Below are 24221 nucleotides of genomic sequence, written 5' to 3'. Positions count from 1 at the left end.
GGATTTGACCCATGTTCAAGTATATCGGCGACATCGTTAAGGGCACCGGCACACAGCTGCGCAGCCTGGCCATGGTGTTCTCCCACGGGTTCCGCAAGCGCGACACCCTGCAGTACCCCGAAGAAGCTGTGTACCTGCCGCCGCGCTACCGCGGCCGCATCGTCCTCACCCGCGACCCCGATGGCGAGGAGCGCTGCGTAGCGTGCAACCTCTGCGCGGTGGCCTGCCCGGTTGGCTGCATCTCGCTGCAGAAAGCCGAGACCGAGGACGGGCGTTGGTACCCTGAGTTCTTCCGCATCAACTTCTCGCGCTGCATCTTCTGCGGCCTGTGCGAAGAGGCGTGCCCGACCACCGCGATCCAGCTGACTCCGGATTTCGAAATGGCCGAGTTCAAGCGTCAGGACCTGGTGTACGAGAAAGAAGATCTGCTGATCTCCGGCCCCGGCAAGAACCCTGACTACAACTTCTACCGTGTTGCGGGTATGGCAATCGCTGGCAAGCCGAAAGGCTCTGCACAGAACGAAGCCGAGCCGATCAACGTGAAGAGCTTGCTCCCATAAGGACAGAAAGATGGAATTCGCTTTCTACTTCGCATCCGGGATCGCCGTGGTCTCCACCCTTCGTGTGGTGACCGGCACCAACCCCGTGCACGCCCTGCTCTACCTGATCATTTCGCTGATTTCCGTGGCAATGATCTTCTTCGCCCTGGGCGCGCCGTTCGCCGGCGCCCTGGAAGTGATCGCCTACGCCGGCGCCATCATGGTGCTGTTCGTGTTCGTGGTGATGATGCTCAACCTCGGGCCGGCTTCGGTCGCCCAGGAGCGCGGCTGGCTGAAGCCTGGCATCTGGGCCGGGCCGGTGATCCTCGCCGCCCTGCTGCTGCTGGAGCTGCTGTACGTGCTGTTCGTCACGCCAAGTGGCGCAGCCATCAGCGGTACCACCGTGGACGCCAAGGCCGTGGGCATCAGCCTGTTCGGCCCGTACCTGCTGGTGGTCGAACTGGCTTCGATGCTGCTGCTTGCTGCAGCCGTCACCGCCTTCCACCTGGGCCGCGTTGAGGCGAAGGAGTAAATCATGGGTGCTATCCCTCTCGAGCATGGTCTGGCGGTCGCCGGCATCCTGTTCTGCTTAGGTCTGGTTGGCCTGATGGTCCGCCGCAACATCCTCTTCGTACTCATGAGCCTGGAAGTCATGATGAACGCCTCTGCCCTGGCGTTCATCGTCGCCGGTGCCCGTTGGGTCCAACCCGACGGCCAGGTGATGTTCATTCTGGTGATCAGCCTGGCAGCCGCCGAGGCCAGTATTGGCCTGGCCATCCTGCTGCAGCTGTATCGCCGCTTCCACACTCTCGACATCGATGCTGCCAGTGAGATGCGCGGATGAACCTTATCTTCCTGACTTTCGTCTTCCCCCTGATCGGCTTTTTGCTGCTGTCGTTCTCGCGCGGGCGGTTCTCGGAGAACCTGTCCGCCCTGATCGGCGTCGGCTCGGTCGGCCTCTCGGCTGCGACAGCCGCCTACGTCATCTGGCAGTTCAACGTCGCCCCGCCTGAAGGCGGCGCGTACAGCCAGCTGCTGTGGCAGTGGATGTCGGTGGACGGCTTTGCGCCGAACTTCACCCTGTACGTGGATGGCCTTTCGGTCACCATGCTCGGCGTGGTCACCGGCGTAGGCTTCCTGATCCACCTGTTCGCGTCCTGGTACATGCGTGGCGAAGCCGGTTACTCGCGCTTCTTCTCGTACACCAACTTATTCATCGCCAGCATGCTGTTCCTGGTGCTGGGCGATAACCTGCTGTTCATCTACTTCGGCTGGGAAGGCGTGGGCCTGTGCTCGTACCTGTTGATCGGTTTCTATTACAGCAACCGCAACAACGGCAACGCGGCACTCAAGGCCTTCATCGTCACCCGTATCGGCGACGTGTTCATGGCCATCGGCCTGTTCATCCTGTTCGCCCAGCTGGGTACCCTGAACGTGCAGGAACTGCTGGTGCTGGCACCGCAGAAATTCCAGGCGGGTGACACCTGGATGGTCCTGGCGACCCTGATGCTGCTGGGTGGCGCGGTCGGTAAATCGGCCCAGCTGCCGCTGCAGACCTGGCTGGCCGACGCAATGGCGGGCCCGACCCCGGTTTCGGCACTGATCCACGCCGCAACCATGGTGACCGCGGGCGTGTACCTGATTGCCCGTACCAATGGCCTGTTCCTGCTGGCGCCGGACATTCTGCACCTGGTCGGCGTGGTCGGCGGTGTGACCCTGGTGCTGGCCGGCTTTGCCGCGCTGGTACAGACCGACATCAAGCGTATCCTCGCCTACTCGACCATGAGCCAGATCGGCTACATGTTCCTGGCCCTGGGCGTCGGTGCCTGGGACGCGGCGATCTTCCACCTGATGACCCACGCCTTCTTCAAGGCCCTGCTGTTCCTTGCTTCCGGTGCGGTGATCGTTGCCTGCCACCACGAGCAGAACATCTTCAAGATGGGCGGCCTGTGGAAGAAACTGCCGCTGGCCTATGCCAGCTTCGTGGTCGGTGGCGCCGCCCTGGCTGCCCTGCCGATCGTGACCGTGGGTTTCTACTCCAAGGACGAGATCCTCTGGGAAGCCTTCGCCAGCGGCAACACCGGCTTGCTGTACGCCGGCCTGGTGGGCGCGTTCATGACCTCGCTGTACACCTTCCGCCTGATCTTCATCGCCTTCCACGGCGAAGCCAAGACCGAAGCCCACGCCGGCCACGGCATCAGCCACTGGCTGCCACTGGGCGTGCTGATCGTGCTGTCGACCTTCGTCGGCGCCTGGATCACCCCGCCGCTGGCAGGTGTGTTGCCGGAAAGCGCAGGCCACGCCGGTGGTGACGCCAAGCACTCGCTGGAGATCGCCTCGGGCGCCATCGCCATCGCTGGTATCCTGCTGTCGGCCCTGCTGTTCCTGGGCAAGCGCCGCTTCGTCAGCGCGATTGCCAACAGCGGCATCGGCCGTGTCCTGTCGGCCTGGTGGTTCGCCGCCTGGGGCTTCGACTGGATCTACGACAAGCTCTTCGTCAAACCTTACCTGCTGATCTGCCACATCCTGCGCAAGGACCCGGTTGACCGCAGCATCGGCCTGATCCCTCGGATGGCCCGTGGCGGCCACGTCGCCATGAGCAAGACCGAGACCGGCCAGCTGCGTTGGTACACCGCCTCGATCGCCGTCGGCGCCGTGCTGGTGCTCGGTGCTGTGGTAGTGGCCGCGGTATGACTATGAATCTTGCGACTTTGCCAAAGGAAACCAACCCGTCATGATTTTGCCTTGGCTGATCCTGATCCCCTTCATCGGCGGCTTCCTGTGCTGGCTGGGTGAGCGCTTCGGCGCCACCCTGCCGCGCTGGATCGCGCTGCTGACCATGTCCCTGCTGCTCGGCATCGGCCTATACCTGTGGGGCACCGGCGACTACACCCTGGCCCCTGCTCCGGGCGCCGAACCTGCCTGGGCACTCGAATACAAAGTCGAGTGGATCAAGCGCTTCGGCATCAGCATCCACCTGGCCCTCGACGGCCTGTCGCTGCTGATGATCCTGCTCACCGGCCTGCTTGGTGTGCTCTCGGTACTGTGCTCCTGGAAAGAGATCCAGCGCCACGTCGGCTTCTTCCACCTCAACCTGATGTGGATCCTCGGCGGCGTGGTCGGTGTGTTCCTGGCCCTGGACCTGTTCCTGTTCTTCTTCTTCTGGGAAATGATGCTGGTGCCGATGTATTTCCTCATCGCGCTCTGGGGTCACAGCTCCGCAGACGGCAAGAAGACCCGGATCTACGCGGCGACCAAGTTCTTCATCTTCACCCAGGCCAGCGGCCTGATCATGCTGGTGGCGATCCTTGGCCTGGTGCTGGTCAACTACAACACCACCGGCGTGCTCACCTTCAACTACAGCGACCTGCTCAAGGCCGAACTGCCGGCTGGCGTCGAATACGTGCTGATGCTGGGCTTCTTCATCGCCTTCGCGGTCAAGCTGCCGGTGGTGCCGTTCCACTCCTGGCTGCCTGATGCACACGCCCAGGCACCGACCGCAGGTTCCGTGGACCTGGCGGGCATCTTGCTGAAGACGGCGGCCTACGGCCTGCTGCGCTTCGCCCTGCCGCTGTTCCCGAACGCCTCGGCCGAGTTTGCGCCGATCGCTATGACTCTGGGCCTGATCGGTATCTTCTACGGGGCCTTCCTGGCCTTCGCGCAGTCCGATATCAAGCGCCTGATCGCCTTCTCCAGCGTTTCGCACATGGGCTTCGTGCTGATCGGTATCTACTCCGGCAGCCAGCAAGCTCTGCAAGGCGCGGTGATCCAGATGCTGGCCCACGGCCTGTCGGCTGCCGCGCTGTTCATCCTGTCCGGCCAGCTGTACGAGCGCCTGCACACCCGTGACATGCGTCAAATGGGTGGCCTGTGGCACCGCATCGCCTACCTGCCGGCGATCAGCCTGTTCTTCGCCGCCGCCTCCCTGGGCCTGCCAGGTACCGGCAACTTCGTCGGCGAGTTCCTGATCCTGATCGGCAGCTTCGCCAGCGTGCCATGGATCACCGTGATCGCCACCACCGGCCTGGTCTTCGGCTCGGTCTACTCGCTGATCATGATCCACCGCGCCTACTTCGGCCCAAGCAAGAGCGACACCGTGCTGGCCGGCATGGACGGCCGCGAGCTGATCATGGTGCTGGGCCTGGCGGTGCTGCTGATCGTGCTTGGTGTGTACCCGCAGCCGTTCCTCGACACTTCTGCCGCCACCATGAGCGGTGTGCAGCAGTGGCTTGGTTCCGCTTTCACTCAACTCGCTTCGGCCCGGTAAGAGCGCTATGGAATTCACCACTCAACACTTCATCGCATTGGCGCCGATGCTGATCACCACCATCACCACGGTGGTGGTGATGCTGGCGATCGCCTGGAAGCGCAACCACTCGCAGACCTTCCTGCTGTCCACCGTGGGCCTTAACCTGGCCCTGCTGTCGATCCTGCCGGCACTGAAGGTCGCGCCGCTGGCGGTCACCTCGCTGATCACCATCGACAAGTTCGCCTGCCTGTACATGGCGATCATCCTGGTGGCCACGCTGGCCTGCGTCACGCTCGCTCACGCCTACCTCGGCGAAGGCGCCAAGGGCTTCCCGGGCAACCGTGAAGAACTCTACCTGCTGCTGCTGATGTCGGCGCTGGGTGGCTTGGTGCTGGTCAGCGCCAACCACCTGGCCGGCCTGTTCATCGGCCTGGAGCTGCTGTCGGTACCCGTCTACGGCCTGGTGGCGTATGCCTTCTTCAACAAGCGCTCACTGGAAGCCGGCATCAAGTACATGGTGCTGTCGGCCGCAGGTTCGGCCTTCCTGCTGTTCGGCATGGCACTGCTGTACGCCGATGCCGGCAGCCTGAGCTTCGACCAGATCGGCAAAGCCCTGGCAGCCACCAACATGCCAAGCCTGTTGGCTCAACTGGGCCTGGGCATGATGCTGGTAGGCCTGGCCTTCAAGCTGTCGCTGGTGCCGTTCCACCTGTGGACCCCGGACGTGTACGAAGGCGCCCCGGCGCCGGTTGCCGCGTTCCTGGCCACCGCCAGCAAGGTCGCGGTGTTCGCCGTGGTCGTACGCCTGTTCATGCTCTCCCCTGCTGCCAGCAGCGGCGTGCTTAGCACCGTACTGGCCGTGATCGCGGTCGCCTCGATCCTGATCGGTAACCTGCTGGCGCTGACCCAGAGCAACCTCAAGCGTCTGCTCGGTTACTCGTCCATCGCCCACTTCGGCTACCTGGTCATCGCCCTGGTCGCCAGCAAGGGCCTGGCGCTGGAAGCCATGGGCGTGTACCTGGTTACCTACGTGATCACCAGCCTGGGTGCCTTCGGCGTCATCACCTTGATGTCCTCGCCTTACGGCGGCCGTGATGCCGATGCCCTGTACGAGTACCGCGGCCTGTTCTGGCGCCGCCCGTACCTGACCGCTGTGCTGACCGTAATGATGTTGTCGCTGGCCGGTATCCCGCTGACCGCAGGCTTCATCGGCAAGTTCTACATCATCGCCACCGGCGTCGAGTCGCACCTGTGGTGGCTGGTCGGTGCCCTGGTAATTGGTAGCGCCATCGGCGTGTACTACTACCTGCGCGTGATGGTCACCCTGTACCTGGTCGAACCGAACCTGCGTCGCCACGACGCCCCGCTGAAGTGGGAACAGCGCACCGGTGGCGTCATGCTGCTGGCAATTGCCATTGTTGCCTTCGTGCTGGGTGTCTACCCGCAACCGCTGCTGGAACTGGTTCAGCAGGCGGGCCTGCAACTGATCGGCTGATCAGCTCGGCAATACAAAACACCCCGCTCATGCGGGGTGTTTTTTTATCTGCGCGAAATGGCTGCTTACTCGGCCGCGTCAGGCAATGCAGCCCTGCGCAGGTCGCCATTGGCGGATGGCAGGTAGACTTCAGGGTTGGGCATCCCGCTGGGAGAAAGTTCATGGGTCATTTCAAACTCGGCTCGCACTGACCAGCCACAGGCCTCGGTGGTGCATTGCAGGTAGGCAACCCGTAGGAATATATGGCGCCCCTCACTGGTGCGTATGCGCATACGGCTGTTGCAATGCGGGCAGACCAGCTTGTACGTACTCACGGCAGGCACCTGTAACCATTGTCCAGACAGTGCTTCTGTGAGAATGATCCTTTAGTTGTGTCAGTATTAACTGCATAGGTGGATGTATTCTTCACTTCAATGCTTCTCATTGCAGAAATGCTCCTTAAAAACGCAGGGCTGTATTCATAACGAGTAGTTTAAGCCCATGGAATATCATTAAACCAGACATGGATAATTGTTATGAGTACTGGCTTGCTTGCTCCTGTGCTTGCTCGGCTGAAGCTCCTCACCGGCTGTGATACCGATGCCGAGCTATCGAGAGCGCTGTCCATCAGCCCCCAGACGTTGAGCAGTTGGAAGGTACGCGACAGCATCCCATACGCGATTTGCGTAGAGTCAGCCAAGCACTACGCCTGCTCACTCGACTGGCTGTTACTGGGTGAAGCCACCCCAAAACCAATGCCCCAGGGCCCGGAGACGTGGGAGACCGACATGCTCGAGCGGCTACGGGCGCTCTCAGTTACCGACCGCCAGGCGATTTTGTTGCTCATCCAGGACAAGCAACGCATCCAACAGCTCGAACGGCAACTGACCGAGCTTGCCAAGCGCATACCCGATGACGTCAGGGCTTAACCCCGACGGCGCCAGCGCTGGATGATTTCGCGCGGGTCCAGCGTGTCCAGCCAGACCAGCACCTTGAGGCTGATCGGTATCACCACGACTGCTGCCACGAAAGCGGCCATGCCACGGGTCAGCATCGGCGCCAGCGACGAGAGCAGGGGCTCGAACAAGTGCCCCACACCAACGGTCACACAGACCAGCAGCAGTTTTTTGCTGACTGTCAGGCGCCTGGAGGCATTGGTGATCAAGCGGTCGCGAGCCGCGCTAACCAGCAAGGCCCCAAGCAGTGCGCCGTACAGCACCCTGCCATCCATGCCCAGCAGTTCCAGAAATGCCAACAACAGGTTATCGACCAGAGGAGGTTCAAGCATCAGCCCCTCCCCTGCGCAATGCCTGTCGGCGGGTAACCGAGCGCAGGACCGCACCTTCTACAAAACGCGTGTAGCACACTAACAGCGCCCGCCCATGATCATGCCCGGACACCTCTTCGAGGCGTTTGTAACCCCGTTCACGCAGTGCCGCACGCCAGCGCGCGAACTCCCGCGCTGCATCAATAGCGGCGCAGCGTGCGGCGACCTCCAGCTGCGCTTCGCTGATCTCCCGCCGAAGTTGCAAGCGCTCGCGCAGAACCGCGAGGTCTAAGCGCGGCCAGAACGGGTCATGGCAGTCTGGAAAACGTGACTTGATCACGGCAGGCTCAAAACCAAGTGGCAACAAGTGATTCATGGCCACCCCCTCACTGTTCAGCCAGCATGCCGTAGCGAATCGCCCTGATAACGGCCGCTACACGCGTTGGCACATCGAACTTGCGCAGGATGTTGGCCACGTGGAAGTTCACCGTCGACTCCTTGCATTCCAGGATCTGGCCAATTTCCCACGAGCTCTTGCCGTAAGCGCACCACAGCAGGACTTGCCGCTCACGCGGGGTCAGGCGGATGGGTGGGTCCAACAAGGTATCGGTCGAATGTCGTGCGTTGTCGTTCATCGTTGAACTCCACGAGTGATTGAGAGAGGCATCGCTGCCGATCTGTAATCACCTTACGAAGCACGTGCCGCCCTCTCCAGCCGAACTGCTTGTAAAGAACTTGCCTACAGAACCGTCTGACGGAAGTTGCGAGAAATTCACTGAAGTTCTTCGTGCTCCGAGCGCCGTTTCGCTCGTCTCAACGCCGTTATCCATTCGCCTTTCGCCTGGAGTCGTACGATGCGTTCCGTTTTACCCCTCTCATCTTGCCTTGGTCTGCTGGCGGCCATCACTGCCACCCCGACCGCCTTGGCCGCACCCTCGGTCGAACTGGGCCAGGTGCTGATCACGGACGAGGAGCAAAGCGAACTGACGGCCGCCAGCGAGCGTCTGCGCGAAGTCCCAGGCGCCAGCAACCTGGTGGACATGCAGCGCGTGGGGCAAGGCCGGGTCGCCAGCAACCAGGATGTGCTGGCCTACCAGCCTGGCGTGTTCGCCCAGTCGGCGGGTAATGACGGCATCAAACTGTCAATCCGCGGGTCGGGCATCAACCGCGCACCGGGGGCGCACGGCTCCGGGGTGTACACGATGTTTGACGGTTTACCGCTGACCGGCCCAGGGGGGACGCCTTATGAGCTGTTCGAGCCGCTGTGGCTGAGCCGTGCCGAGGTATTGCGCGGGGCCAATGGCTTCGATCAAGGCGCCCTGGCCCTGGGGGGCGCCATCAACTACGTGACCCATACCGGCTACGATGCCGCACCATTGCAGGTGCGGTACGAGGTCGGCAGCCGCGGCTACCAGCATCGGCACATCAGCTCTGGCCAGGTGCTGGGCAACCTCGATTACTACGTGGCTCTGACCGATTCGGAATACGACGGCTATCAGGCGCACAGCAGTGGCAGCGCCAAGGGTATCGCCGCGAATGTCGGCTACCGCTTCAACCCGAACCTGGAAACGCGTTTCTACCTGCGCTACCGGGAGACCGAAAACGACCTGGCCGGGCGCCTGACCAAAGAACAGATCAAGCATGACCCGCGTGCCGCCAACGCGGCGTACCTGGCGCGCGACGACAGCCGGCCGCAACCGGGCAGCACCTGGGTGGCCAACAAGACTACCTTCTACCTTGAGGACGATGCCCGGGTGGAAGCCGGGCTGGTCTATCACGACTTCCCAATGGACCTGCGCGAAGGCCCGATGCGCCTGAAGGTCGCCTACACCGATGTCAGCGGTACCCTCAACTACTTCCGCCGCGACACCCTGCTGGGCCGCGAGAGCAAGACCACCGTAGGCTGGCGAACCACCAAACACCTGCCTAACAGTGGGGCCTCGCAGTTTGCCCGTACCAGCGGCGATAACTTCGGTGCGCGCAGCCGCGACTTCAGCTACCAGGGCTCGGACACCGTGCTGCATGTCGGCAACGATCTGGAGCTGATCCCCGACCTGTGGCTGACCACCGGCCTGGCGATGATCTACACCCGCCGTGAAAGCGACGTCACCTACCCTGCCACAGGCGGCAAGGTCAGCCAGCACGACTGGGACTACGCGCCGCGCCTGGGCCTGCGCTATGACATCAACCCGCAACTGCAGGTGTATGGCAACCTGAGCCGCTCGGTCGAGCCGCCACACCCATGGTCGCTGATCTGGAGTTCAACGGTAGCGACCCAACCGATCGAAATGCAAAACCAGACGGCCACCACGCTGGAGCTGGGCGCGCGCGGCGAGTCGATGCTGGGGCGCTGGGACCTGGCCTGGTACTACTCGCACGTACGCCACGAACTGTTGGCCGTGGAAATCGTGCAGGGCCTGCCGGCCAAAGAGTTCAATGCCAGCGCCACCGTGCACCAGGGTGTCGAGGCAGGCCTGGACAGCACCCTGTGGGAGCAAGCCGGTACGGGCAAGCTGAGCCTGCGCCAGGCCTACACCTTCAGTGACTTCCACTACCGCGACGACGACACGTTCGGCGACAACCGCTTGCCTGGCATCCCCATGCACTACTACCAGGCCGAACTGCGCTATGACTGGCCGAGTGGCTTCTATGCCGGGGTCAACACTCAAATGGCCTCGAAGGTGCAGGTTGACTATGCCAACAGTTACCACGCCGATGCCTACGCCTTGCTTGGCGCGCGCCTGGGCTGGGACTCACCGAAACAGGACTGGCAAACCTGGCTCGACCTGCGCAACCTGACCAACAAACGCTACGCCGCGACGGTAACGCCAGGCTACAACGACGCCGGGCAGGACATCGCCCGCTCGACACCGGGTGAAGGGTTTGGGGTTTATGCTGGGGTTTCTTACAGTTTCCGATAATCGACGGGGGGCCGTTATGCGGCCCCCGCGCCCGAACAGGGTTTCAGACCGCCCTGTTCAGTTTCACCCACGAAGCAAACTTGTCGACAAACCCCTGCAGAAACGGCCGCACCTTGTCGCTGAGCTTGCCAGATTCCTCGAACAGGCTCGCCGCGCCACCGAGGTAGGCCTCTGGCATCTGCATGCAAGGCATGTCGAGAAACACCAGCGACTGACGTACGGCGTGGTTGGCACCAAAGCCACCTATCGCTCCCGGCGACACACTCACCACTGCCGTCGGCTTGCCGCTCCAGGCGCTTTGACCATAAGGCCGCGAGCCCACGTCGATGGCGTTCTTCAGGCAGCCCGGCACCGAGCGGTTGTACTCTGGGGTAACGAACAGCACCGCATCGCTGCGCCGAATTTCATCGCGAAAACGCTTCCATGCCTCTGGCGGCGCTTCAGCCTCGACGTCTTCGTTATACAGGGGCAAATCCCCAATCTCGACGATCTTCAAGGCAAGGCTGGACGGCGCCAGCTCCGAAAGTGCGCGGGCTACCCTGCGGTTGTAGGATTCCTTGCGCAAGCTGCCAACGACGACCGCTACCGAATACACCTGGCTCATGGCGATTTCCATCCTTTGCTGGCTAAGAAGACGTTGTAGTTATAGATGACCGTTTCTCGGCGCTTTGGTTTTTTTTCCCGTAGGTGAAAACTTCCGGGTATCTTGTACGGTCTATGTCTGCAGACATTTCCTACGTAATTCAGAGGTTTTCACCTAAATGGCAGCAGTACTGGTCGGCCAATTCCACGCCCGTGACGCCGAAGGCCGCATCTACCCCGTCCACGAATTCCAGGAGTCCACCCTCCAGGTCGATGGCAGCACCCTGGGCGCGCCAATCACCAGCTATCGCTTGGCCATTGGTGACCGGGTCAATCACCTGGGCGAAAACCGTTTCGAACTGGTGCAGACCGGCGTCGAGATCATTCGCATTCCTTGATGCAGTCCACGGTGTAGCGACCGTTTTCGTTCTGCAGGCCATGCACGTCGGCAACGAAACCAGGGAAGCCATCGTTGAACGCCCGGGCAAACGCCAGGTAGTCGAGTATCGAGCGGGTCGCTTCGGTGAACCGCTCGCCTGGCATGATCAATGGAATGCCGGGCGGATACGGCACCAACATCACGGCCGCCACACGGCCCAGCAATGCCTCGATCGGCACCGCCTCAACTTCCCCTCGCACCATCTGGTCATACGCCCGTGCCGGGCTTACGGCCACCTGGGGCAAGCGCGTGAACAAGCGTTTGAGCTGCTTGGCCGTGGCATTGGCGCGGTAGCATTCATGCAACTGGTCACACAGATCACGCAGCCCCATCCCTTGATAGCGTGATGCATCCGCGGCCACGACACTCGGCAGGCAACTGTTCAACCGCGTGTTGCCATCATAGTGGCGCTTGAACTCCAGCAACTCTGTCAGCAAGGTGCTCCACTTGCCCTTGGTGATACCCATGGAGAACAGCACCAGAAAGCTGTACAGGCCCGTCTTCTCCACCACCAGCCCACGCTCCCAGAGAAACTTGCTGACTACCGCAGCCGGAATGCCATGCTCGCCCAGCACCCCGCCGGCGCTCAAACCTGGCATGACCAAGGTCACTTTCAGCGGGTCGAGCAGGACATAGTTGCCCGCCACCTCACCAAAGCCATGCCACTCTGCCCCAGGCTGCAGCAACCAGTCCTGTGCCGCAAGATGCTGGATACCTTCTGCCGTCGGCGGTTGCCAGATGCTGAACCACCAGTCGGCCGCAGCGATATGCGTGCGCAGATTGGCCAGCGCACGGCGAAAGCTCAGCGCCTCGTCGAACATTTCCTGTAGCAGCGAGCGCCCGGCCGGCCCCTCCATCATGGTCGAGGCCACGTCCAGCGACGCCAGGATGCTGTACTGCGGCGATGTCGAGATGTGCATCATGAACGCTTCATTGAAGCGGTCACGGTCCAGCTGGCGCCTGGCACCGTCCTGCACATGGATCATCGACGCCTGGCTGAAGGCCGCCAGCAACTTGTGCGTGGAATGGGTGCTGAACACCAGTGGGCTGTCGGCCGCGCACGCCGTACCCATGGCATAACGCCCCTCGAAAAAGTCGTGGAACGCCGCGTAGGCGAACCAGGCCTCGTCAAAGTGCAGCACCTCGACACTGGCACCCAGCGTCTGCTTGATCAGCCCTGCGTGATAGCACAGGCCGTCGTAGGTTGAGTTGGTCACCACCGCCAGTTTGATGCGCTGCCCGCGATCCCGCGCCAGGGGGTTGGCCTGGACCTTCGCCTGGATCGACTCGGGGCTGAATTCACTGAGTGGGATCGGCCCGATAATGCCCAGTTCATTACGTTCGGGGCAAAGATAGATCGGGATGGCGCCCGTCATGATGATCGCGTGGACCACCGACTTGTGGCAGTTGCGGTCCACCAGCACCAGGTCATCGCGGCCGACCATGGCGTGCCAGACGATCTTGTTGGCGGTGGAGGTGCCATTGATCACGAAGAACGTGTGGTCGGCGCCGAAGTTGCGTGCAGCCCTGGCCTCTGCCTGGGCCAGGGGGCCAGTGTGATCAAGCAGCGAACCTAGCTCGGGCACCGAAACCGACAGGTCCGAACGCAGGGTGTTCTCGCCAAAAAACTGGTGAAAGGCCTGGCCAACTGGGCTCTTGTGATAGGCCACTCCACCGCCGTGCCCCGGCGTATGCCAGGAGTAATTGGATTGCGCGGTGTGCTGCACCAGTGCTTTGAAAAACGGCGGGAGCAGGCCGTCGAGGTAACTGTGGGCAGCACGTGCCACCTGGCGTGCAAGAAACGGCACGGTGTCTTCGAACAAATAAAGAATGCCGCGCAATTGGTTCAGCTCGCTCATGACCTCGGCGGGGGCGTTTTCCAGGGTGACCTGCTCGCCCAAGGCAAAAATCGGCAGGTCTGGCGCGCGCAAACGGGCCAGGCGGATCAGCTCGGCCATGTTCTGTAGCAAATGTGTGTTTTCGCCCACGCCTTCGGCGGCAATCAGCATGCAGGCCAGGCCATGGTGGGTGGCAGCGACCAGGCGCGCTTCGGCGTGGTCCGCTGCGGCCAGAATGGCGAAACCGTCCTGGCGCAATTCCTCGGCGATGCCCCGAATGCGGTCACCGGCGACGCTGTCGGCCTTGATCGCACGATGGACAATGAGGATGGGGAACTTGAGGTCCTTGTACATCAGGCAGCTACCTCTACAGGACGGGTGTCCTTTTCAGGGTAGTTGCCAGCGCTTATCGGTGTTGCAGGATTTAACCCGCAGGTGCCTCGGTCAACGCCTGCCACATCGCGGGTGCCCCCGCCGACTTGGCAATGGCCGCCAGCCGCTCGGCATGCGCCTCCAGCTCCTCGGCAGTGGCCATGATCACCGGCCCAGGCGTACGCCCGGTAATACGGCGAATCTCGCTACCGCCACCGCCCTGCCCATCGCTGTCACCTTCAGTACCATGCCCGGCCAGCGACAGGCTGGTCTGGCCACCGGTCATTGCCAGGTAGACGTCAGCCAGCAGTTCCGAGTCGAGCAGTGCGCCGTGCAGCTCACGGCCCGAGTTGTCGATGTCGTAGCGTTTGCACAGTGCGTCGAGGCTGTTGCGCTGCCCCGGGTGACGGGAACGCGCCAGCAACAGGGTATCGAGGATGGTGCAATGCTGCGCAAGGTCGGCACGCTCGCGCTGCCCCAGCAGGGCGAACTCGTTGTTGATGAAGCCAACGTCGAACGCTGCGTTGTGGATGACCAGCGTGGCGCCCTGGATGAACTCGAAGAACTCTTCGGCGACCTCAGCGAAACGCGGCTTGCCGATCAGGAAGGTGTCGGTGATGCCGTGAACGCCAATGGCACCCTCATCACTCTCGCGATCAGGTTGCAGGTAGACGTGGAAATGCCGCCCGGTCAGGCGACGGCCAATGACCTCGACACAGCCGATCTCGATGATGCGATGGCCTTCACCGACCGGCATACCGGTGGTTTCGGTATCGAGAATGACCAGGCGTTTATCTTGCTGCTGCTCCACGCGGGGGCTCCAACTTGCTTCAAGTACAAAAGTGACAAAGCCGGGGATTGTACCCCAGCTCAGCGCGCGGCGCGCACCTCATCCACCCCACGGTTGGCCAGCTGGTCGGCGCGTTCGTTGCCTGGGTGGCCAATGTGGCCGCGTACCCACTTCCAGCTGACTTTGTGCCGGTTGACCTGCTCGTCGAGCAACTGCCAGAGGTCGGCGTTTTTCACAGGTTCTTTGGCTGCAGTCTTCCAACCGCGCTTCTTCCAGTTGACCATCCATTCGTTGATGCCCTTCATCACGTACTGCGAGTCGGTGGTCAGCACCACCTCGCATTCACGCTTGAGCGACATCAGGCCCTGGATCGCGGCCATCAGCTCCATGCGGTTGTTGGTGGTCTCGCGCTCGCCGCCCCACAGTTCCTTCTCGACGCCCTTGTAGATCATCAGGACGCCCCAGCCGCCAGGGCCAGGGTTGCCCTTGCAGGCGCCATCGGTAAACATTTCGACGCTATCGCTCATGTACCACTCTTGTTCAGTGCTTTTCAGAATCAGGATTGGCCGCCGTACGGTTGACCTTGGCCAGCGGCAGCGGCAGCAGTTTGCCCATGGGTTCGCGGCGCTCCGGGCGCAACGGCCGCAGGCCGACCACCATCTTGCGGGCCACCAGCAGGTACACGCCGCCGCCGGCAATTTGCCAGCCGCCAGCTACCCGCTCCCAGCCCGCCAGGCGTTGCTGCCAGGCAGGCCCGGCAAGCGGCGGACGATAGCACCCGAAGCGGCGTTTCTCCAGCGCGAAGCCGAGCAGGTTGAGCCAGTCGCCCACCCGCGAGGGCGAGATGCAGCGGGCCTTGCGCAGGGCGCCATGGCTGAACAGATGGCGCATGCCCCAACTGCTCCAGGGGTTGATACCGACGATCAGCAGGTGCCCACCCGGGCGAACGGCGCTGGCGGCCTCGCGCAACAGGCCATGGGGCGTCAGGCTGAAGTCCAGGCCGTGCTGCAGCACCACCACGTCGGCGGCATGCTCGCTCAACGGCCAGGCCTGCTCCTCGCAGACGATCTCCACCCCCGGCAACGGTGCCCCAAGGCGCACGTTGCGCTGCACCTGGGGCGCGCTGGGCGGCGCTTCGGCACAGGGCCCATAGTGCACGAGGTAACCGCCAAAGAAGCGCCCCAGCTCTTCTTCCAGCAGTTTTTCCTCTTCCTTGAGCATCAGTTGCCCGAGCGGGCCGTTGAACCACTCACGGGCCAGGCTGATCAGTTCGACCCAATCGGGGTCGGCCTGGGCAAAGGCTTGGTCGGTCATTGCGTTCTCCCTCGAAGGTTCTCGCGCCACGCCATCGCGGCTAAGATGCCCTCATGTCCCACGCTTGGCGATACGGATCCGCACCATGATACAGATCGATGCTCTCCCCGCTTTCTCCGACAACTACATCTGGTTGTTACAGGATACTGCCAAACGCCGTTGCGCGGTGGTCGACCCTGGCGACGCCGGCCCAGTGGAAGGGTGGCTGGCGGCACACCCTGACTGGGTATTGACCGATATTCTGGTGACCCACCACCACAACGACCATGTCGGCGGTGTCGAACGGCTCAAGCAATTGACCGATGCCAGGGTCTACGGCCCGGCCAACGAGCGCATCCCCGCCCGCGATGAAGCGCTGACGGACGGCGATGAAATCACCGTACTGGGCCTGACCTTCCAGGTCATCGGTGTACCCGGCCATACCTTGGGGCATATCGCCTTCTATGCAGCGCAACCGGCAACGCCCCTGCTGTTCAGTGGTGACACCCTGTTCGCGGCCGGCTGTGGGCGCATGTTCGAAGGCACCGCCGAACAGATGCACCCGTCCCTGCAGCGCCTAGCCGCCCTGCCCGAGCACACCCAGGTGTATTGCGCCCACGAATACACCCTGAGCAACCTGCGCTTCGCCAAGGCCGTCGAACCGCAAAACCCGCACGTTCTACAGCGCTTCGAAGAGGTTACCCGGCTGCGCGCCGAAAATCGCATCACCTTGCCATCGACGATCGGCCTCGAACGACTGACGAACCCATTTATTCGCACGACTGAAACATCCGTTAAACAAAAAGCAGACGAATGGAAGGGACATTCAAACAGCACGCATGTCGCTGTTTTTGCTGCCTTGAGGTCTTGGAAGGACACCTTCTGATAACCTCAAGATATATCGCATGTGAGGGTCAACGGTTGACCAGGCCGGTAGCGGTTTCTAGAATCGCCGAAATTTTTCGCCCGGAAACCTGTCCCAGCCGATGCCTTCCCGTAGCCGCAGAACCTCTCATTCCGTCGCCCTGACGCGCCTGGCCCAAATCAGTGCGCTGGCCCTGGCCGCCACCTTGGTGGGCTGCCAGAGCACCCGTCAGCTTGACGAATCCGATAGCGTTCGCGCGCACAACTACCAGGCGCGGATCAAGCACAAGCCTGCTCCGCTGCTGGTCAAGCCGGCCGAGCAGGCGCCACAGGACGTCTGGGAGCGCATGCGCCAGGGCTTCACCCTGCAGGACAGCATCGACGTCAACCCGCGCATCGAACAGCAGCGCCTGTGGTTCGCCAGCAACCCGCGCTACATCGAAAGCGCTGGCGAGCGCGGCAGCCTCTACCTGCACTACATCGTCGAGCGCCTCGAAGAGCGCGACATGCCGCTGGAACTGGCCCTGCTGCCCGCCATCGAAAGCGCCTACAACCCGATGGCCTACTCGCGCGCCCATGCGGCGGGCATGTGGCAGTTCATCCCGTCCACGGGGCGCCATTTCAACCTGCGCCAGACCAATTTCTACGACGGCCGTCGCGACGTTACCGCCTCGACCAACGCCGCGCTGGACTACCTGAGCCGCCTGCACGACATGTTCAACGGCGACTGGCTGCTGGCCCTGGCGGCCTACAATGCCGGTGAAGGCACGGTAAGCCGCGCCATCGAACGCAACGAAAAACTCGGCCTGCCGACCGACTACTGGAACCTGCCACTGCCACAGGAAACCCGCGACTACGTGCCCAAGCTTTTGGCCCTGTCGCAGGTGGTGTCTACGCCTGATGCCTATGGCGTCAACCTGAACCCGATTGCCAACGAACCCTACTTCGAGGCGGTGGCCATCAATGATCGCCTCGACCTTTCGCGCGTTGCAGCCTTCGCCGACATCGACGAAGACGAGCTGATACAGCTCAACCCGGCCTTCAAGAAGCGCATGACCGTGGACGGCCCCCAGCAGTTGCTGGTACCGACTGCCAAGGCGCAATTGTTGTCCGCGAGCCTGTCCAACCTCAAGCCTGAGCAACTGGTCAGCCTGCAGCCGAACAAGGCCGTGTTCGCCCGTGCCGTGGCCGAAGCCAAGGCACCCGCGACAGCCGCGCGCAGTTACCGGGTAAAAAGGGGCGATAACCTGGGCACCATCGCCAAGGCCAACCGCGTGTCGGTCAGGGACATCAAGCGTTGGAACCGTATGTCCGGCAACAGCCTGAGGGCTGGCCAGGTATTGGCACTGCGCGGCGGCAATGCGCCGAGTGCCGCAGGCAACCGGGTGGCGGCGTCCTCGCAGCGCTCGACCCAGTACAAGGTGCGCAAGGGCGACTCGCTGTACCTGGTGGCCAAGCGTTTCAATGTCGAAATGAAACACCTCAAGCGCTGGAACCCGCGCAGCGGTCATGCGCTCAAGCCAGGGCAAACGCTGACCGTCTATCTGGGGCATTGATGTAAAACGCAGCCTTGTGGGGCCAGCTGTGGGAGCGGCCTTGCGTCGCGAAAGGGCCGCAGCGCGGCCCCAGAATTTCAGCAATTGCTGGGGCCGCTTAGCGGCCCTCTCGCGACGCAAGGCCGCTCCCACAACCGCTCCCACAAGCGCAGCATCACCCGCGATCCCCCGCACCGGGCTTTCCCGCCATTACCGCCGTCATAACCTCTCTTTTTCCAACCCCAGCAAGCTGTTACTGTACCCGATCAAAGCCCAACGCCTCTGGATCGGATCTCGACTTGATACGTCCCCTCCTGCTGTCAATCAGCCTGGCCTTGAGCTTTCCCGCCGTCGCGATGGTGAGCGAAAGCCACGGATACGCGCAGTTCGGCACGCTCAAGTACCCAGCCACATTCACCCACTTCGACTGGGTCAACCCGCGAGCGCCCAAAGGCGGCACCTTGCGGGCCATGGCATTCGGTACCTTCGACACGCTCAACCCTTACACCTTCAAGGGTTCGAGCCCGATCACCACGCCAAACTTCCAGCAATACGGCATCAGCGAGCTGAACGAGCCGCTGATGATCGGCACGGGGCAGTACGACCCCTCCGGCGATGAGCCGACCTCAAGCTACGGCCTGATCGCGCGCTCGGTGGAGTACAGCGAGGACCGCAGCTGGGTGGTGTTCAACCTGCGCCCACAAGCACGCTTCCACGACGGCCGCCCGATCACCTCGGCGGACGTGGCCTTTTCCTACCGCACGCTGCTCAAGGATGGCCACCCCATCTACCGCACCAACCTGCAGGAAGTGCAGCGGGTGGACATCCTCGGCCCCCTGCGCATCCGCTTCGTCTTCAAGCGCGCCGGCAACCCACTGCTGATCCTGCGCCTGGGCGAAATGCCGGTGCTGCCCAAGCACTACTGGCAAGGCCGCGACTTCAAGGCCACCACCTTCGAGCCGCCATTGGGCAGCGGCCCCTACCGCATCACCCAGGTACAGCCCGGACGGCGCCTGGTGTTCGAGCGGGTGAAGAACTACTGGGGCAAGGACCTTGCCGTCAACCGTGGCAAGTACAACTTCAAGCGGGTCGAATACGAGTTCTACCGGGACGCCACCGTGGCGTTCGAAGCGTTCAAGGCCGGCGAGTTCGATATTTATATCGAACACCAGGCCAAGAACTGGGCCAATGGCTACAACTTCCCGGCGGTGCGCCGTGGTGAGGTGATCAAGGCACAAATCCCGCACCGCATTCCGACCCAGACCCAAGGCCTGTTCATGAACAGCCGCAGGGCCTCGTTCAGCGACCCTCGGGTGCGCCAGGCACTGGGCCTGATGCTCGACTTCGAGTGGACCAACCGCGCCCTGTTCAGCAGCGCCTACCGCCGCTCGACCAGCTATTACCCCAACAGCGAATTTGCGGCCAACGGCTTGCCCACCGGCAAGGAGTGGCTGTTGCTGGCGCCGTTCCGTGACCAACTGCCGGAAAAACTGTTCAGCGAACCCTACAAGGTCAGCCAGACCGAAGGCCGTGGCATCAACCGCCAGACCCTGCGTCAGGCCCTGGGCCTGCTCGCCGAAGCTGGCTGGAAGCTCAACGGCCAGCGCCTGGTGGACAGCAAAGGCCAGCAGCTGCGCCTGGAGCTGCTGCTGGTAAACCCCAACCTTGAACGCATCCTGCAACCTTATGTCGAAAATCTGTCCAGTATCGGCATCGATGCACGCTTGCGCACTGTGGACCGCGCCCAGTACAAACAACGCCTGGACCAGTTCGATTTCGACATGATTCTGATGACCCTGAACCAGACCTTGAGCCCCGGCCTTGAACAGTGGCTGTACTTTCACTCAAGCCAGGCCGCGACCAAGGGCAGCAAGAACTATGCTGGGGTCAAGGACCCGGTGGTCGACCACCTGCTCGACACCTTGCTCGCCGCGCGCACCCGCGACGACCAGGTCGCCGCCGCCCGCGCCCTGGACCGCGTGCTCTCATGGCAGTACTACATGATCCCCAATTGGTATCTCGACAATCACCGCCTGGCCTACCGCAATCGGTTCGCCTTTGTCACCACGCCGCCCTACACCCTCGGGCTGAACAGCTGGTGGATCAAGACTTCGGAGAAAGCCAAATGATGCCAACGCACCGCCTGCGCCAGCTGGCTGGCAGCCTGCTGCTGGCCTGCCTGAGCCTTCCGGCCCTGGCCGCGCCGCAACACGCGCTGACGCTCTACGACGAGGCGCCAAAATACCCCGCCAACTTCAAGCATTTCGACTACGTCAACCCCGACGCGCCCAAGGGCGGCACCTTCCGCCAGTCCAGCTTCGGTGGCTTCGACAGCCTCAACCCGTTCATCAACAAGGGCGTGGCGGCCGAGAACATCAGCATCATCTACGACACCCTGATGCGTCAGAGCCAGGACGAGCCGTTCACCGAATACGGCCTGGTCGCCGGCAAGATCGAAAAGGCCCCGGACAACAGTTGGGTGCGCTTCTACCTGCGCCCCGAGGCCCGCTTCCATGACGGCCACCCGATGCGCGCCGACGATGTCGTGTTCACCTTCAATGCCCTGATCAAGGACGGTGCGCCGCTGTACCGCCAGTACTACGCCGACGTCGCCGAAGTGGTGGCCGAAGACCCGCTGCGGGTGCTGTTCAAGTTCAAGCACCAGAACAACCGCGAGCTGCCGCTGATTCTGGGCCAGCTGCCGGTACTGCCCAAGCACTGGTACGAAGGCCGTGAGTTCAACCGTGGCAACCTGGAAATCCCCCTGGGCAGCGGCCCGTACAAGGTTGACGAGGTCAAGGCTGGGCGGACCATCCGCTACGAGCGGGTCAAGGACTACTGGGCCAAGGACCTGCCGATCAACCGCGGCCAGTTCAACTTCGATGCCATGACCTTCGACTCTTACCGCGACACGGCCGTAGCGCTAGAGGCATTGAAGGCCGGGGCGTTCGACTATGCGCTTGAGGTCAGTGCAAAAAACTGGGCCACCGCCTACAACGTCCCGGCGGTCCGCGATGGCCGCCTGATCAAGGAAGAGCTGCCCAACGGCAACCCCACCGGCATGCAGGGCTTCATATTCAACCTGCGCAAACCAGTGTTCCAGGACATCCGTGTGCGACAGGCGCTGAGCCTGCTGCTGGACTTCGAGTGGACCAACAAGCAGTTGTTCAACGGCGCCTACACCCGCACCGGCAGCTACTTCGAAAACTCCGACATGGCCGCCAGGGGCGTGCCCTCCCCTGACGAGTTGAAAATACTCGAACCGCTGCGCGGCAAAGTGCCCGAGCAGGTCTATAGCGAGGCCTTCCATAACCCGGTGACCGACGCCAGCGGTATGATCCGCGAACAGCAGCGCCAAGCCTACAAGCTGCTGCAGGAAGCCGGCTGGAAAATCGTCGACGACAAGATGGTCGACGCCCAGGGCAAACCGGTGTCCATCGAGTTTCTGCTGGCCCAGACCGAGTTCGAACGCATCCTGCTGCCGTTCAAGCGCAACCTTGCCGACTTAGGGATTGACCTGAACATCCGCCGGGTCGACGTTTCGCAATACATCACGCGCCTGCGCTCGCGCGACTACGACATGATCGTCGGGGGTTACCCGCAGTCCAACTCGCCGGGCAACGAGCAGCGCGAGTTCTGGTCCAGCGCCGCCGCCGACAACCCTGGCAGCCGCAACTTCATCGGCCTGCGCGACCCGGCCATCGACCAGTTGGTGGAACAGCTGATCAATGCCGAATCACGCCAGAGCCTGATCAACCACGCGCGCGCGCTCGACCGCGTACTGCTGTGGGGCTACTACGTGATCCCCAACTGGCACATCAAGACCTGGCGCGTGGCCTACTGGAACCACATCGGCCACCCGAAAGTCTCGCCCAAGTACGACATCGGCATCGACACCTGGTGGATCAAGCCCGGCGTGACCCCGGCCGTAACCGATGTCACCGTGGGCGAGGCCAACTGAGATGCTGGCCTATATCCTGCGCCGCCTGCTGCTGATCATCCCGACCCTGTTCGGCATCCTGATCATCAACTTCATCATCGTCCAGGCCGCGCCCGGCGGCCCGGTCGAGCAGATGATCGCCAAGCTCGAAGGCTTTGAAGGCGCCACCAGCCGCATCGCCGGCGGCGGCGCCGAAGTCTCGGTGGCCGGTTCCAGCTACCGCGGCGCCCAAGGCCTGGACCCGGCACTGATCGCCGAGATCGAGCGCATGTACGGCTTCGACAAATCGCCGCCCGAACGCCTGTGGATCATGGTCAAGAACTACGCCCAACTGGACTTTGGCGACAGCTTCTTCCGCGATGCCAAGGTCATCGACCTGATCATCGAGAAGATGCCGGTTTCAATCTCGCTAGGGTTGTGGAGCACACTGATCATGTACCTGGTGTCGATCCCCCTGGGGATCGCCAAGGCCGTGCGCCACGGCAGCCATTTCGATGTCTGGACCAGCTCGGCGATCATCGTCGGCTACGCCATCCCGGCGTTCCTGTTCGCCATCCTGCTGATCGTGCTGTTCGCTGGCGGCAGCTACTTCGACTGGTTCCCGCTACGCGGGCTGACCTCGAACAATTTCGACGAACTGTCTACCACCGGCAAGGTGCTGGACTACTTCTGGCACCTGGTGTTGCCGATCACCGCGCTGGTCATCGGCAACTTCGCCACCATGACCCTGCTGACCAAAAACAGCTTCCTCGACGAGATCAACAAGCAGTACGTGGTCACCGCCAAGGCCAAAGGCCTGAGCCGCTCGCGGGTGCTGTACGGGCATGTGTTCCGTAACGCCATGCTGCTGGTGATCGCCGGTTTCCCTTCGGCCTTCATCGGCATCTTCTTCACAGGCTCGCTGCTGATCGAGGTCATTTTCTCGCTCGACGGCCTGGGCCTGATGAGCTTCGAGGCGGCGATCAACCGCGACTACCCGGTGGTCTTCGGCACCCTGTTCATCTTCACCCTGCTGGGGCTGGTGGTGAAGCTGATCGGCGACCTGACTTACACCTTGGTCGATCCACGCATCGACTTCGCCAGCCGGGAGCTTTGACATGGCCTTGTCCCCTCTCAACCGCCGGCGCTTCGAGCGCTTCAAGGCCAACCGCCGAGGGTGGTGGTCGTTGTGGCTGTTCCTCATCCTGTTCGGCCTGAGCCTGGGCGCCGAGCTGATCGCCAACGACAAACCGATCGCCGTGCGTTACGACGGCGAGTGGTACTTCCCCGCGTTCAAGCGCTACCCAGAAACGACCTTTGGCGGCGAGTTCCCGCTGGAGGCCAACTACAAGAGCCCGTACATCCGCGAGCTGCTGGCCAAGAAAGACAGCTTCGTGCTGTGGGCGCCGATCCCCTTCAGCTACCAGAGCATCAACTACGACCTCAAGGTCCCGGCGCCTGCCCCGCCCTCGGCGGACAATTGGCTGGGCACCGACGACCAGGGCCGCGACGTGATGGCGCGGGTGATCTACGGCTTCCGCGTGTCGGTGCTGTTCGCGCTGACGCTGACCATCCTCAGCTCCATCGTCGGCGTCATTGCCGGTGCCTTGCAGGGCTTTTATGGCGGCTGGGTAGACCTGGCCGGCCAGCGCTTTCTGGAGATCTGGTCGGGCCTGCCGGTGCTGTACCTGCTGATCATCCTCGCAAGCTTCGTGCAGCCCAACTTCTGGTGGTTGCTGGGGATCATGCTGCTGTTCTCGTGGATGAGCCTGGTGGACGTGGTGCGCGCCGAGTTCCTGCGTGGCCGCAACCTGGAATACGTGCGCGCTGCGCGGGCCTTGGGGATGCGCAACGGCGCGATCATGTACCGGCACATCCTGCCTAACGCCATGATCTCGACCATGACCTTCATGCCGTTCATCCTCACCGGCGCCATCGGCACGCTGACCGCCCTGGACTTTCTCGGCTTCGGCCTGCCTGCCGGCTCGCCGTCGCTGGGCGAGCTGGTCGCCCAGGGCAAGTCCAACCTGCAGGCGCCATGGCTCGGCATCAGCGCTTTCGCCGTGCTAGCAGTAATGCTGAGCTTGCTGGTGTTCATCGGTGAATCCGCCCGCGATGCCTTCGACCCAAGGAAATGAC

At 62.5% G+C, this 24221-nt stretch carries 24 protein-coding genes; 15 read left to right on the top strand and 9 right to left on the bottom strand.

Going from position 1 to position 24221, the window contains the following annotated elements; all coding sequences use genetic code 11:
• The first annotated feature begins 11 nt into the window (after window positions 1-11).
• Genes nuoI through nuoN form a run of 6 tightly spaced genes read left to right on the top strand, consistent with a single transcriptional unit; the run spans window position 12 to window position 6283 of the window.
• Window positions 12-560 (top strand): NADH-quinone oxidoreductase subunit NuoI, encoded by a 549-nt coding sequence (gene nuoI / locus OGV19_RS04895; protein WP_027592814.1) that lies wholly within the window; start codon window positions 12-14, stop codon window positions 558-560.
• Between the two features lie 10 nt (window positions 561-570).
• Window positions 571-1071 (top strand): NADH-quinone oxidoreductase subunit J, encoded by a 501-nt coding sequence (nuoJ, locus tag OGV19_RS04890; RefSeq protein ID WP_186680785.1) that lies wholly within the window; start codon window positions 571-573, stop codon window positions 1069-1071.
• A 3-nt stretch (window positions 1072-1074) separates the two neighbouring features.
• Window positions 1075-1383: an NADH-quinone oxidoreductase subunit NuoK gene (nuoK, locus tag OGV19_RS04885; protein WP_008096201.1), complete on the top strand. Its 309-nt coding sequence runs from the start codon at window positions 1075-1077 to the stop codon at window positions 1381-1383.
• The gene (nuoL, locus tag OGV19_RS04880; RefSeq protein ID WP_264312381.1) at window positions 1380-3233 is read left to right on the top strand and encodes an NADH-quinone oxidoreductase subunit L; all 1854 of its coding nucleotides are present in this window, start codon (window positions 1380-1382) and stop codon (window positions 3231-3233) included. Before nuoK ends, nuoL begins: the two co-directional genes overlap by 4 nt.
• Before the next feature lie 40 nt (window positions 3234-3273).
• Window positions 3274-4806 (top strand): NADH-quinone oxidoreductase subunit M, encoded by a 1533-nt coding sequence (gene nuoM / locus OGV19_RS04875; RefSeq protein WP_264312380.1) that lies wholly within the window; start codon window positions 3274-3276, stop codon window positions 4804-4806.
• A 7-nt stretch (window positions 4807-4813) separates the two neighbouring features.
• Window positions 4814-6283 (top strand): NADH-quinone oxidoreductase subunit NuoN, encoded by a 1470-nt coding sequence (gene nuoN / locus OGV19_RS04870; RefSeq protein ID WP_264312379.1) that lies wholly within the window; start codon window positions 4814-4816, stop codon window positions 6281-6283.
• Between the two features lie 65 nt (window positions 6284-6348).
• Here the strand turns inward: nuoN and OGV19_RS04865 are convergent, their stop codons facing one another.
• The gene (locus OGV19_RS04865) at window positions 6349-6597 is read right to left on the bottom strand and encodes an Ogr/Delta-like zinc finger protein (RefSeq protein ID WP_264312378.1); all 249 of its coding nucleotides are present in this window, start codon (window positions 6595-6597) and stop codon (window positions 6349-6351) included.
• 201 nt (window positions 6598-6798) lie between these two features.
• Here OGV19_RS04865 and OGV19_RS04860 point away from each other — a divergent pair, with 201 nt between their 5' ends.
• Window positions 6799-7191: a helix-turn-helix domain-containing protein gene (locus OGV19_RS04860; protein ID WP_264312377.1), complete on the top strand. Its 393-nt coding sequence runs from the start codon at window positions 6799-6801 to the stop codon at window positions 7189-7191.
• On the opposite strand, the gene OGV19_RS04855 is transcribed toward OGV19_RS04860, so the two are convergent.
• Genes OGV19_RS04855 through OGV19_RS04845 form a run of 3 tightly spaced genes read right to left on the bottom strand, consistent with a single transcriptional unit; the run spans window position 7188 to window position 8164 of the window.
• A complete protein-coding gene (locus tag OGV19_RS04855) occupies window positions 7188-7550 on the bottom strand; it encodes a hypothetical protein (protein ID WP_264312376.1) in 363 nt (120 codons plus the stop codon). The two genes, OGV19_RS04860 and OGV19_RS04855, sit on opposite strands and share 4 nt — an antisense overlap.
• Window positions 7543-7905, bottom strand: a complete 363-nt coding sequence (locus OGV19_RS04850; protein ID WP_264312375.1) for a head completion/stabilization protein — start codon at window positions 7903-7905, stop codon at window positions 7543-7545. Before OGV19_RS04850 ends, OGV19_RS04855 begins: the two co-directional genes overlap by 8 nt.
• 10 nt (window positions 7906-7915) lie before the next feature.
• Window positions 7916-8164: a helix-turn-helix domain-containing protein gene (locus tag OGV19_RS04845; RefSeq protein WP_264312374.1), complete on the bottom strand. Its 249-nt coding sequence runs from the start codon at window positions 8162-8164 to the stop codon at window positions 7916-7918.
• 219 nt (window positions 8165-8383) lie between these two features.
• Here OGV19_RS04845 and OGV19_RS04840 point away from each other — a divergent pair, with 219 nt between their 5' ends.
• A complete protein-coding gene (locus OGV19_RS04840; protein WP_264312373.1) occupies window positions 8384-10450 on the top strand; it encodes a TonB-dependent receptor family protein in 2067 nt (688 codons plus the stop codon).
• A 43-nt stretch (window positions 10451-10493) separates the two neighbouring features.
• Here the strand turns inward: OGV19_RS04840 and chrR are convergent, their stop codons facing one another.
• The gene (chrR, locus tag OGV19_RS04835) at window positions 10494-11054 is read right to left on the bottom strand and encodes a class I chromate reductase ChrR (RefSeq protein ID WP_264312372.1); all 561 of its coding nucleotides are present in this window, start codon (window positions 11052-11054) and stop codon (window positions 10494-10496) included.
• Between the two features lie 157 nt (window positions 11055-11211).
• Here chrR and OGV19_RS04830 point away from each other — a divergent pair, with 157 nt between their 5' ends.
• A complete protein-coding gene (locus tag OGV19_RS04830) occupies window positions 11212-11430 on the top strand; it encodes a hypothetical protein (RefSeq protein ID WP_264312371.1) in 219 nt (72 codons plus the stop codon).
• Here the strand turns inward: OGV19_RS04830 and OGV19_RS04825 are convergent.
• The 4 genes from OGV19_RS04825 to OGV19_RS04810 form a co-directional block, all read right to left on the bottom strand.
• A complete protein-coding gene (locus OGV19_RS04825; RefSeq protein WP_264312370.1) occupies window positions 11414-13663 on the bottom strand; it encodes a lysine-specific pyridoxal 5'-phosphate-dependent carboxylase LdcA in 2250 nt (749 codons plus the stop codon). The genes OGV19_RS04830 and OGV19_RS04825 overlap by 17 nt on opposite strands.
• 70 nt (window positions 13664-13733) lie before the next feature.
• Entirely contained in the window at window positions 13734-14492 is a 759-nt protein-coding gene (dnaQ, locus tag OGV19_RS04820; protein WP_264312369.1) for a DNA polymerase III subunit epsilon, read from the bottom strand.
• A gap of 59 nt (window positions 14493-14551) precedes the next feature.
• A complete protein-coding gene (gene rnhA, locus OGV19_RS04815) occupies window positions 14552-14998 on the bottom strand; it encodes a ribonuclease HI (protein ID WP_027592827.1) in 447 nt (148 codons plus the stop codon).
• A 13-nt stretch (window positions 14999-15011) separates the two neighbouring features.
• Window positions 15012-15785: a class I SAM-dependent methyltransferase gene (locus tag OGV19_RS04810; protein WP_264312368.1), complete on the bottom strand. Its 774-nt coding sequence runs from the start codon at window positions 15783-15785 to the stop codon at window positions 15012-15014.
• Between the two features lie 85 nt (window positions 15786-15870).
• On the opposite strand from OGV19_RS04810, the gene gloB reads away from it, so the two are divergent.
• The 6 genes from gloB to OGV19_RS04780 all read left to right on the top strand — a co-directional run bounded on the left by gloB (window position 15871) and on the right by OGV19_RS04780 (window position 24220).
• Window positions 15871-16650: a hydroxyacylglutathione hydrolase gene (gene gloB / locus OGV19_RS04805; protein WP_264312367.1), complete on the top strand. Its 780-nt coding sequence runs from the start codon at window positions 15871-15873 to the stop codon at window positions 16648-16650.
• Between the two features lie 100 nt (window positions 16651-16750).
• Window positions 16751-18184: a lytic transglycosylase domain-containing protein gene (locus OGV19_RS04800; protein ID WP_264312366.1), complete on the top strand. Its 1434-nt coding sequence runs from the start codon at window positions 16751-16753 to the stop codon at window positions 18182-18184.
• Window positions 18185-18462: 278 nt separating this feature from the next.
• Window positions 18463-20292: an extracellular solute-binding protein gene (locus OGV19_RS04795; RefSeq protein ID WP_264312365.1), complete on the top strand. Its 1830-nt coding sequence runs from the start codon at window positions 18463-18465 to the stop codon at window positions 20290-20292.
• Entirely contained in the window at window positions 20289-22124 is a 1836-nt protein-coding gene (locus OGV19_RS04790; protein WP_264312364.1) for an extracellular solute-binding protein, read from the top strand. The genes OGV19_RS04795 and OGV19_RS04790 overlap by 4 nt, the downstream gene beginning before the upstream one ends.
• 1 nt (window position 22125) lies before the next feature.
• Entirely contained in the window at window positions 22126-23199 is a 1074-nt protein-coding gene (locus OGV19_RS04785; protein WP_264312363.1) for a microcin C ABC transporter permease YejB, read from the top strand.
• A 1-nt stretch (window position 23200) separates the two neighbouring features.
• Complete coding sequence (locus OGV19_RS04780; protein WP_027592834.1) at window positions 23201-24220, top strand: ABC transporter permease; 1020 nt, start codon at window positions 23201-23203, stop codon at window positions 24218-24220.
• Window position 24221: the final 1 nt, after the last annotated feature.

This window comes from Pseudomonas putida (assembly GCF_025905425.1).
In the GTDB taxonomy this organism is placed as follows: domain Bacteria; phylum Pseudomonadota; class Gammaproteobacteria; order Pseudomonadales; family Pseudomonadaceae; genus Aquipseudomonas; species Aquipseudomonas putida_AF.
Note: the sequence above shows the minus strand (reverse complement) of the source record. Positions and strands in the feature narration are given on the sequence as shown.

Excerpts from the sequence above, each read along its gene's own strand:
- nuoI (WP_027592814.1), top strand. The coding sequence starts at position 12 with ATGTTCAAGTATATCGGCGACATCGTTAAGGGCACCGGCACACAGCTG.
- nuoJ (WP_186680785.1), top strand. The coding sequence starts at position 571 with ATGGAATTCGCTTTCTACTTCGCATCCGGGATCGCCGTGGTCTCCACC.
- nuoK (WP_008096201.1), top strand. The coding sequence starts at position 1,075 with ATGGGTGCTATCCCTCTCGAGCATGGTCTGGCGGTCGCCGGCATCCTG.
- nuoL (WP_264312381.1), top strand. The coding sequence starts at position 1,380 with ATGAACCTTATCTTCCTGACTTTCGTCTTCCCCCTGATCGGCTTTTTG.
- nuoM (WP_264312380.1), top strand. The coding sequence starts at position 3,274 with ATGATTTTGCCTTGGCTGATCCTGATCCCCTTCATCGGCGGCTTCCTG.
- nuoN (WP_264312379.1), top strand. The coding sequence starts at position 4,814 with ATGGAATTCACCACTCAACACTTCATCGCATTGGCGCCGATGCTGATC.
- OGV19_RS04860 (WP_264312377.1), top strand. The coding sequence starts at position 6,799 with ATGAGTACTGGCTTGCTTGCTCCTGTGCTTGCTCGGCTGAAGCTCCTC.
- OGV19_RS04855 (WP_264312376.1), bottom strand. The coding sequence starts at position 7,550 with ATGCTTGAACCTCCTCTGGTCGATAACCTGTTGTTGGCATTTCTGGAA.
- OGV19_RS04850 (WP_264312375.1), bottom strand. The coding sequence starts at position 7,905 with ATGAATCACTTGTTGCCACTTGGTTTTGAGCCTGCCGTGATCAAGTCA.
- OGV19_RS04845 (WP_264312374.1), bottom strand. The coding sequence starts at position 8,164 with ATGAACGACAACGCACGACATTCGACCGATACCTTGTTGGACCCACCC.
- OGV19_RS04840 (WP_264312373.1), top strand. The coding sequence starts at position 8,384 with ATGCGTTCCGTTTTACCCCTCTCATCTTGCCTTGGTCTGCTGGCGGCC.
- chrR (WP_264312372.1), bottom strand. The coding sequence starts at position 11,054 with ATGAGCCAGGTGTATTCGGTAGCGGTCGTCGTTGGCAGCTTGCGCAAG.
- OGV19_RS04830 (WP_264312371.1), top strand. The coding sequence starts at position 11,212 with ATGGCAGCAGTACTGGTCGGCCAATTCCACGCCCGTGACGCCGAAGGC.
- OGV19_RS04825 (WP_264312370.1), bottom strand. The coding sequence starts at position 13,663 with ATGTACAAGGACCTCAAGTTCCCCATCCTCATTGTCCATCGTGCGATC.
- rnhA (WP_027592827.1), bottom strand. The coding sequence starts at position 14,998 with ATGAGCGATAGCGTCGAAATGTTTACCGATGGCGCCTGCAAGGGCAAC.
- OGV19_RS04810 (WP_264312368.1), bottom strand. The coding sequence starts at position 15,785 with ATGACCGACCAAGCCTTTGCCCAGGCCGACCCCGATTGGGTCGAACTG.
- gloB (WP_264312367.1), top strand. The coding sequence starts at position 15,871 with ATGATACAGATCGATGCTCTCCCCGCTTTCTCCGACAACTACATCTGG.
- OGV19_RS04800 (WP_264312366.1), top strand. The coding sequence starts at position 16,751 with ATGCCTTCCCGTAGCCGCAGAACCTCTCATTCCGTCGCCCTGACGCGC.
- OGV19_RS04790 (WP_264312364.1), top strand. The coding sequence starts at position 20,289 with ATGATGCCAACGCACCGCCTGCGCCAGCTGGCTGGCAGCCTGCTGCTG.
- OGV19_RS04785 (WP_264312363.1), top strand. The coding sequence starts at position 22,126 with ATGCTGGCCTATATCCTGCGCCGCCTGCTGCTGATCATCCCGACCCTG.
- OGV19_RS04780 (WP_027592834.1), top strand. The coding sequence starts at position 23,201 with ATGGCCTTGTCCCCTCTCAACCGCCGGCGCTTCGAGCGCTTCAAGGCC.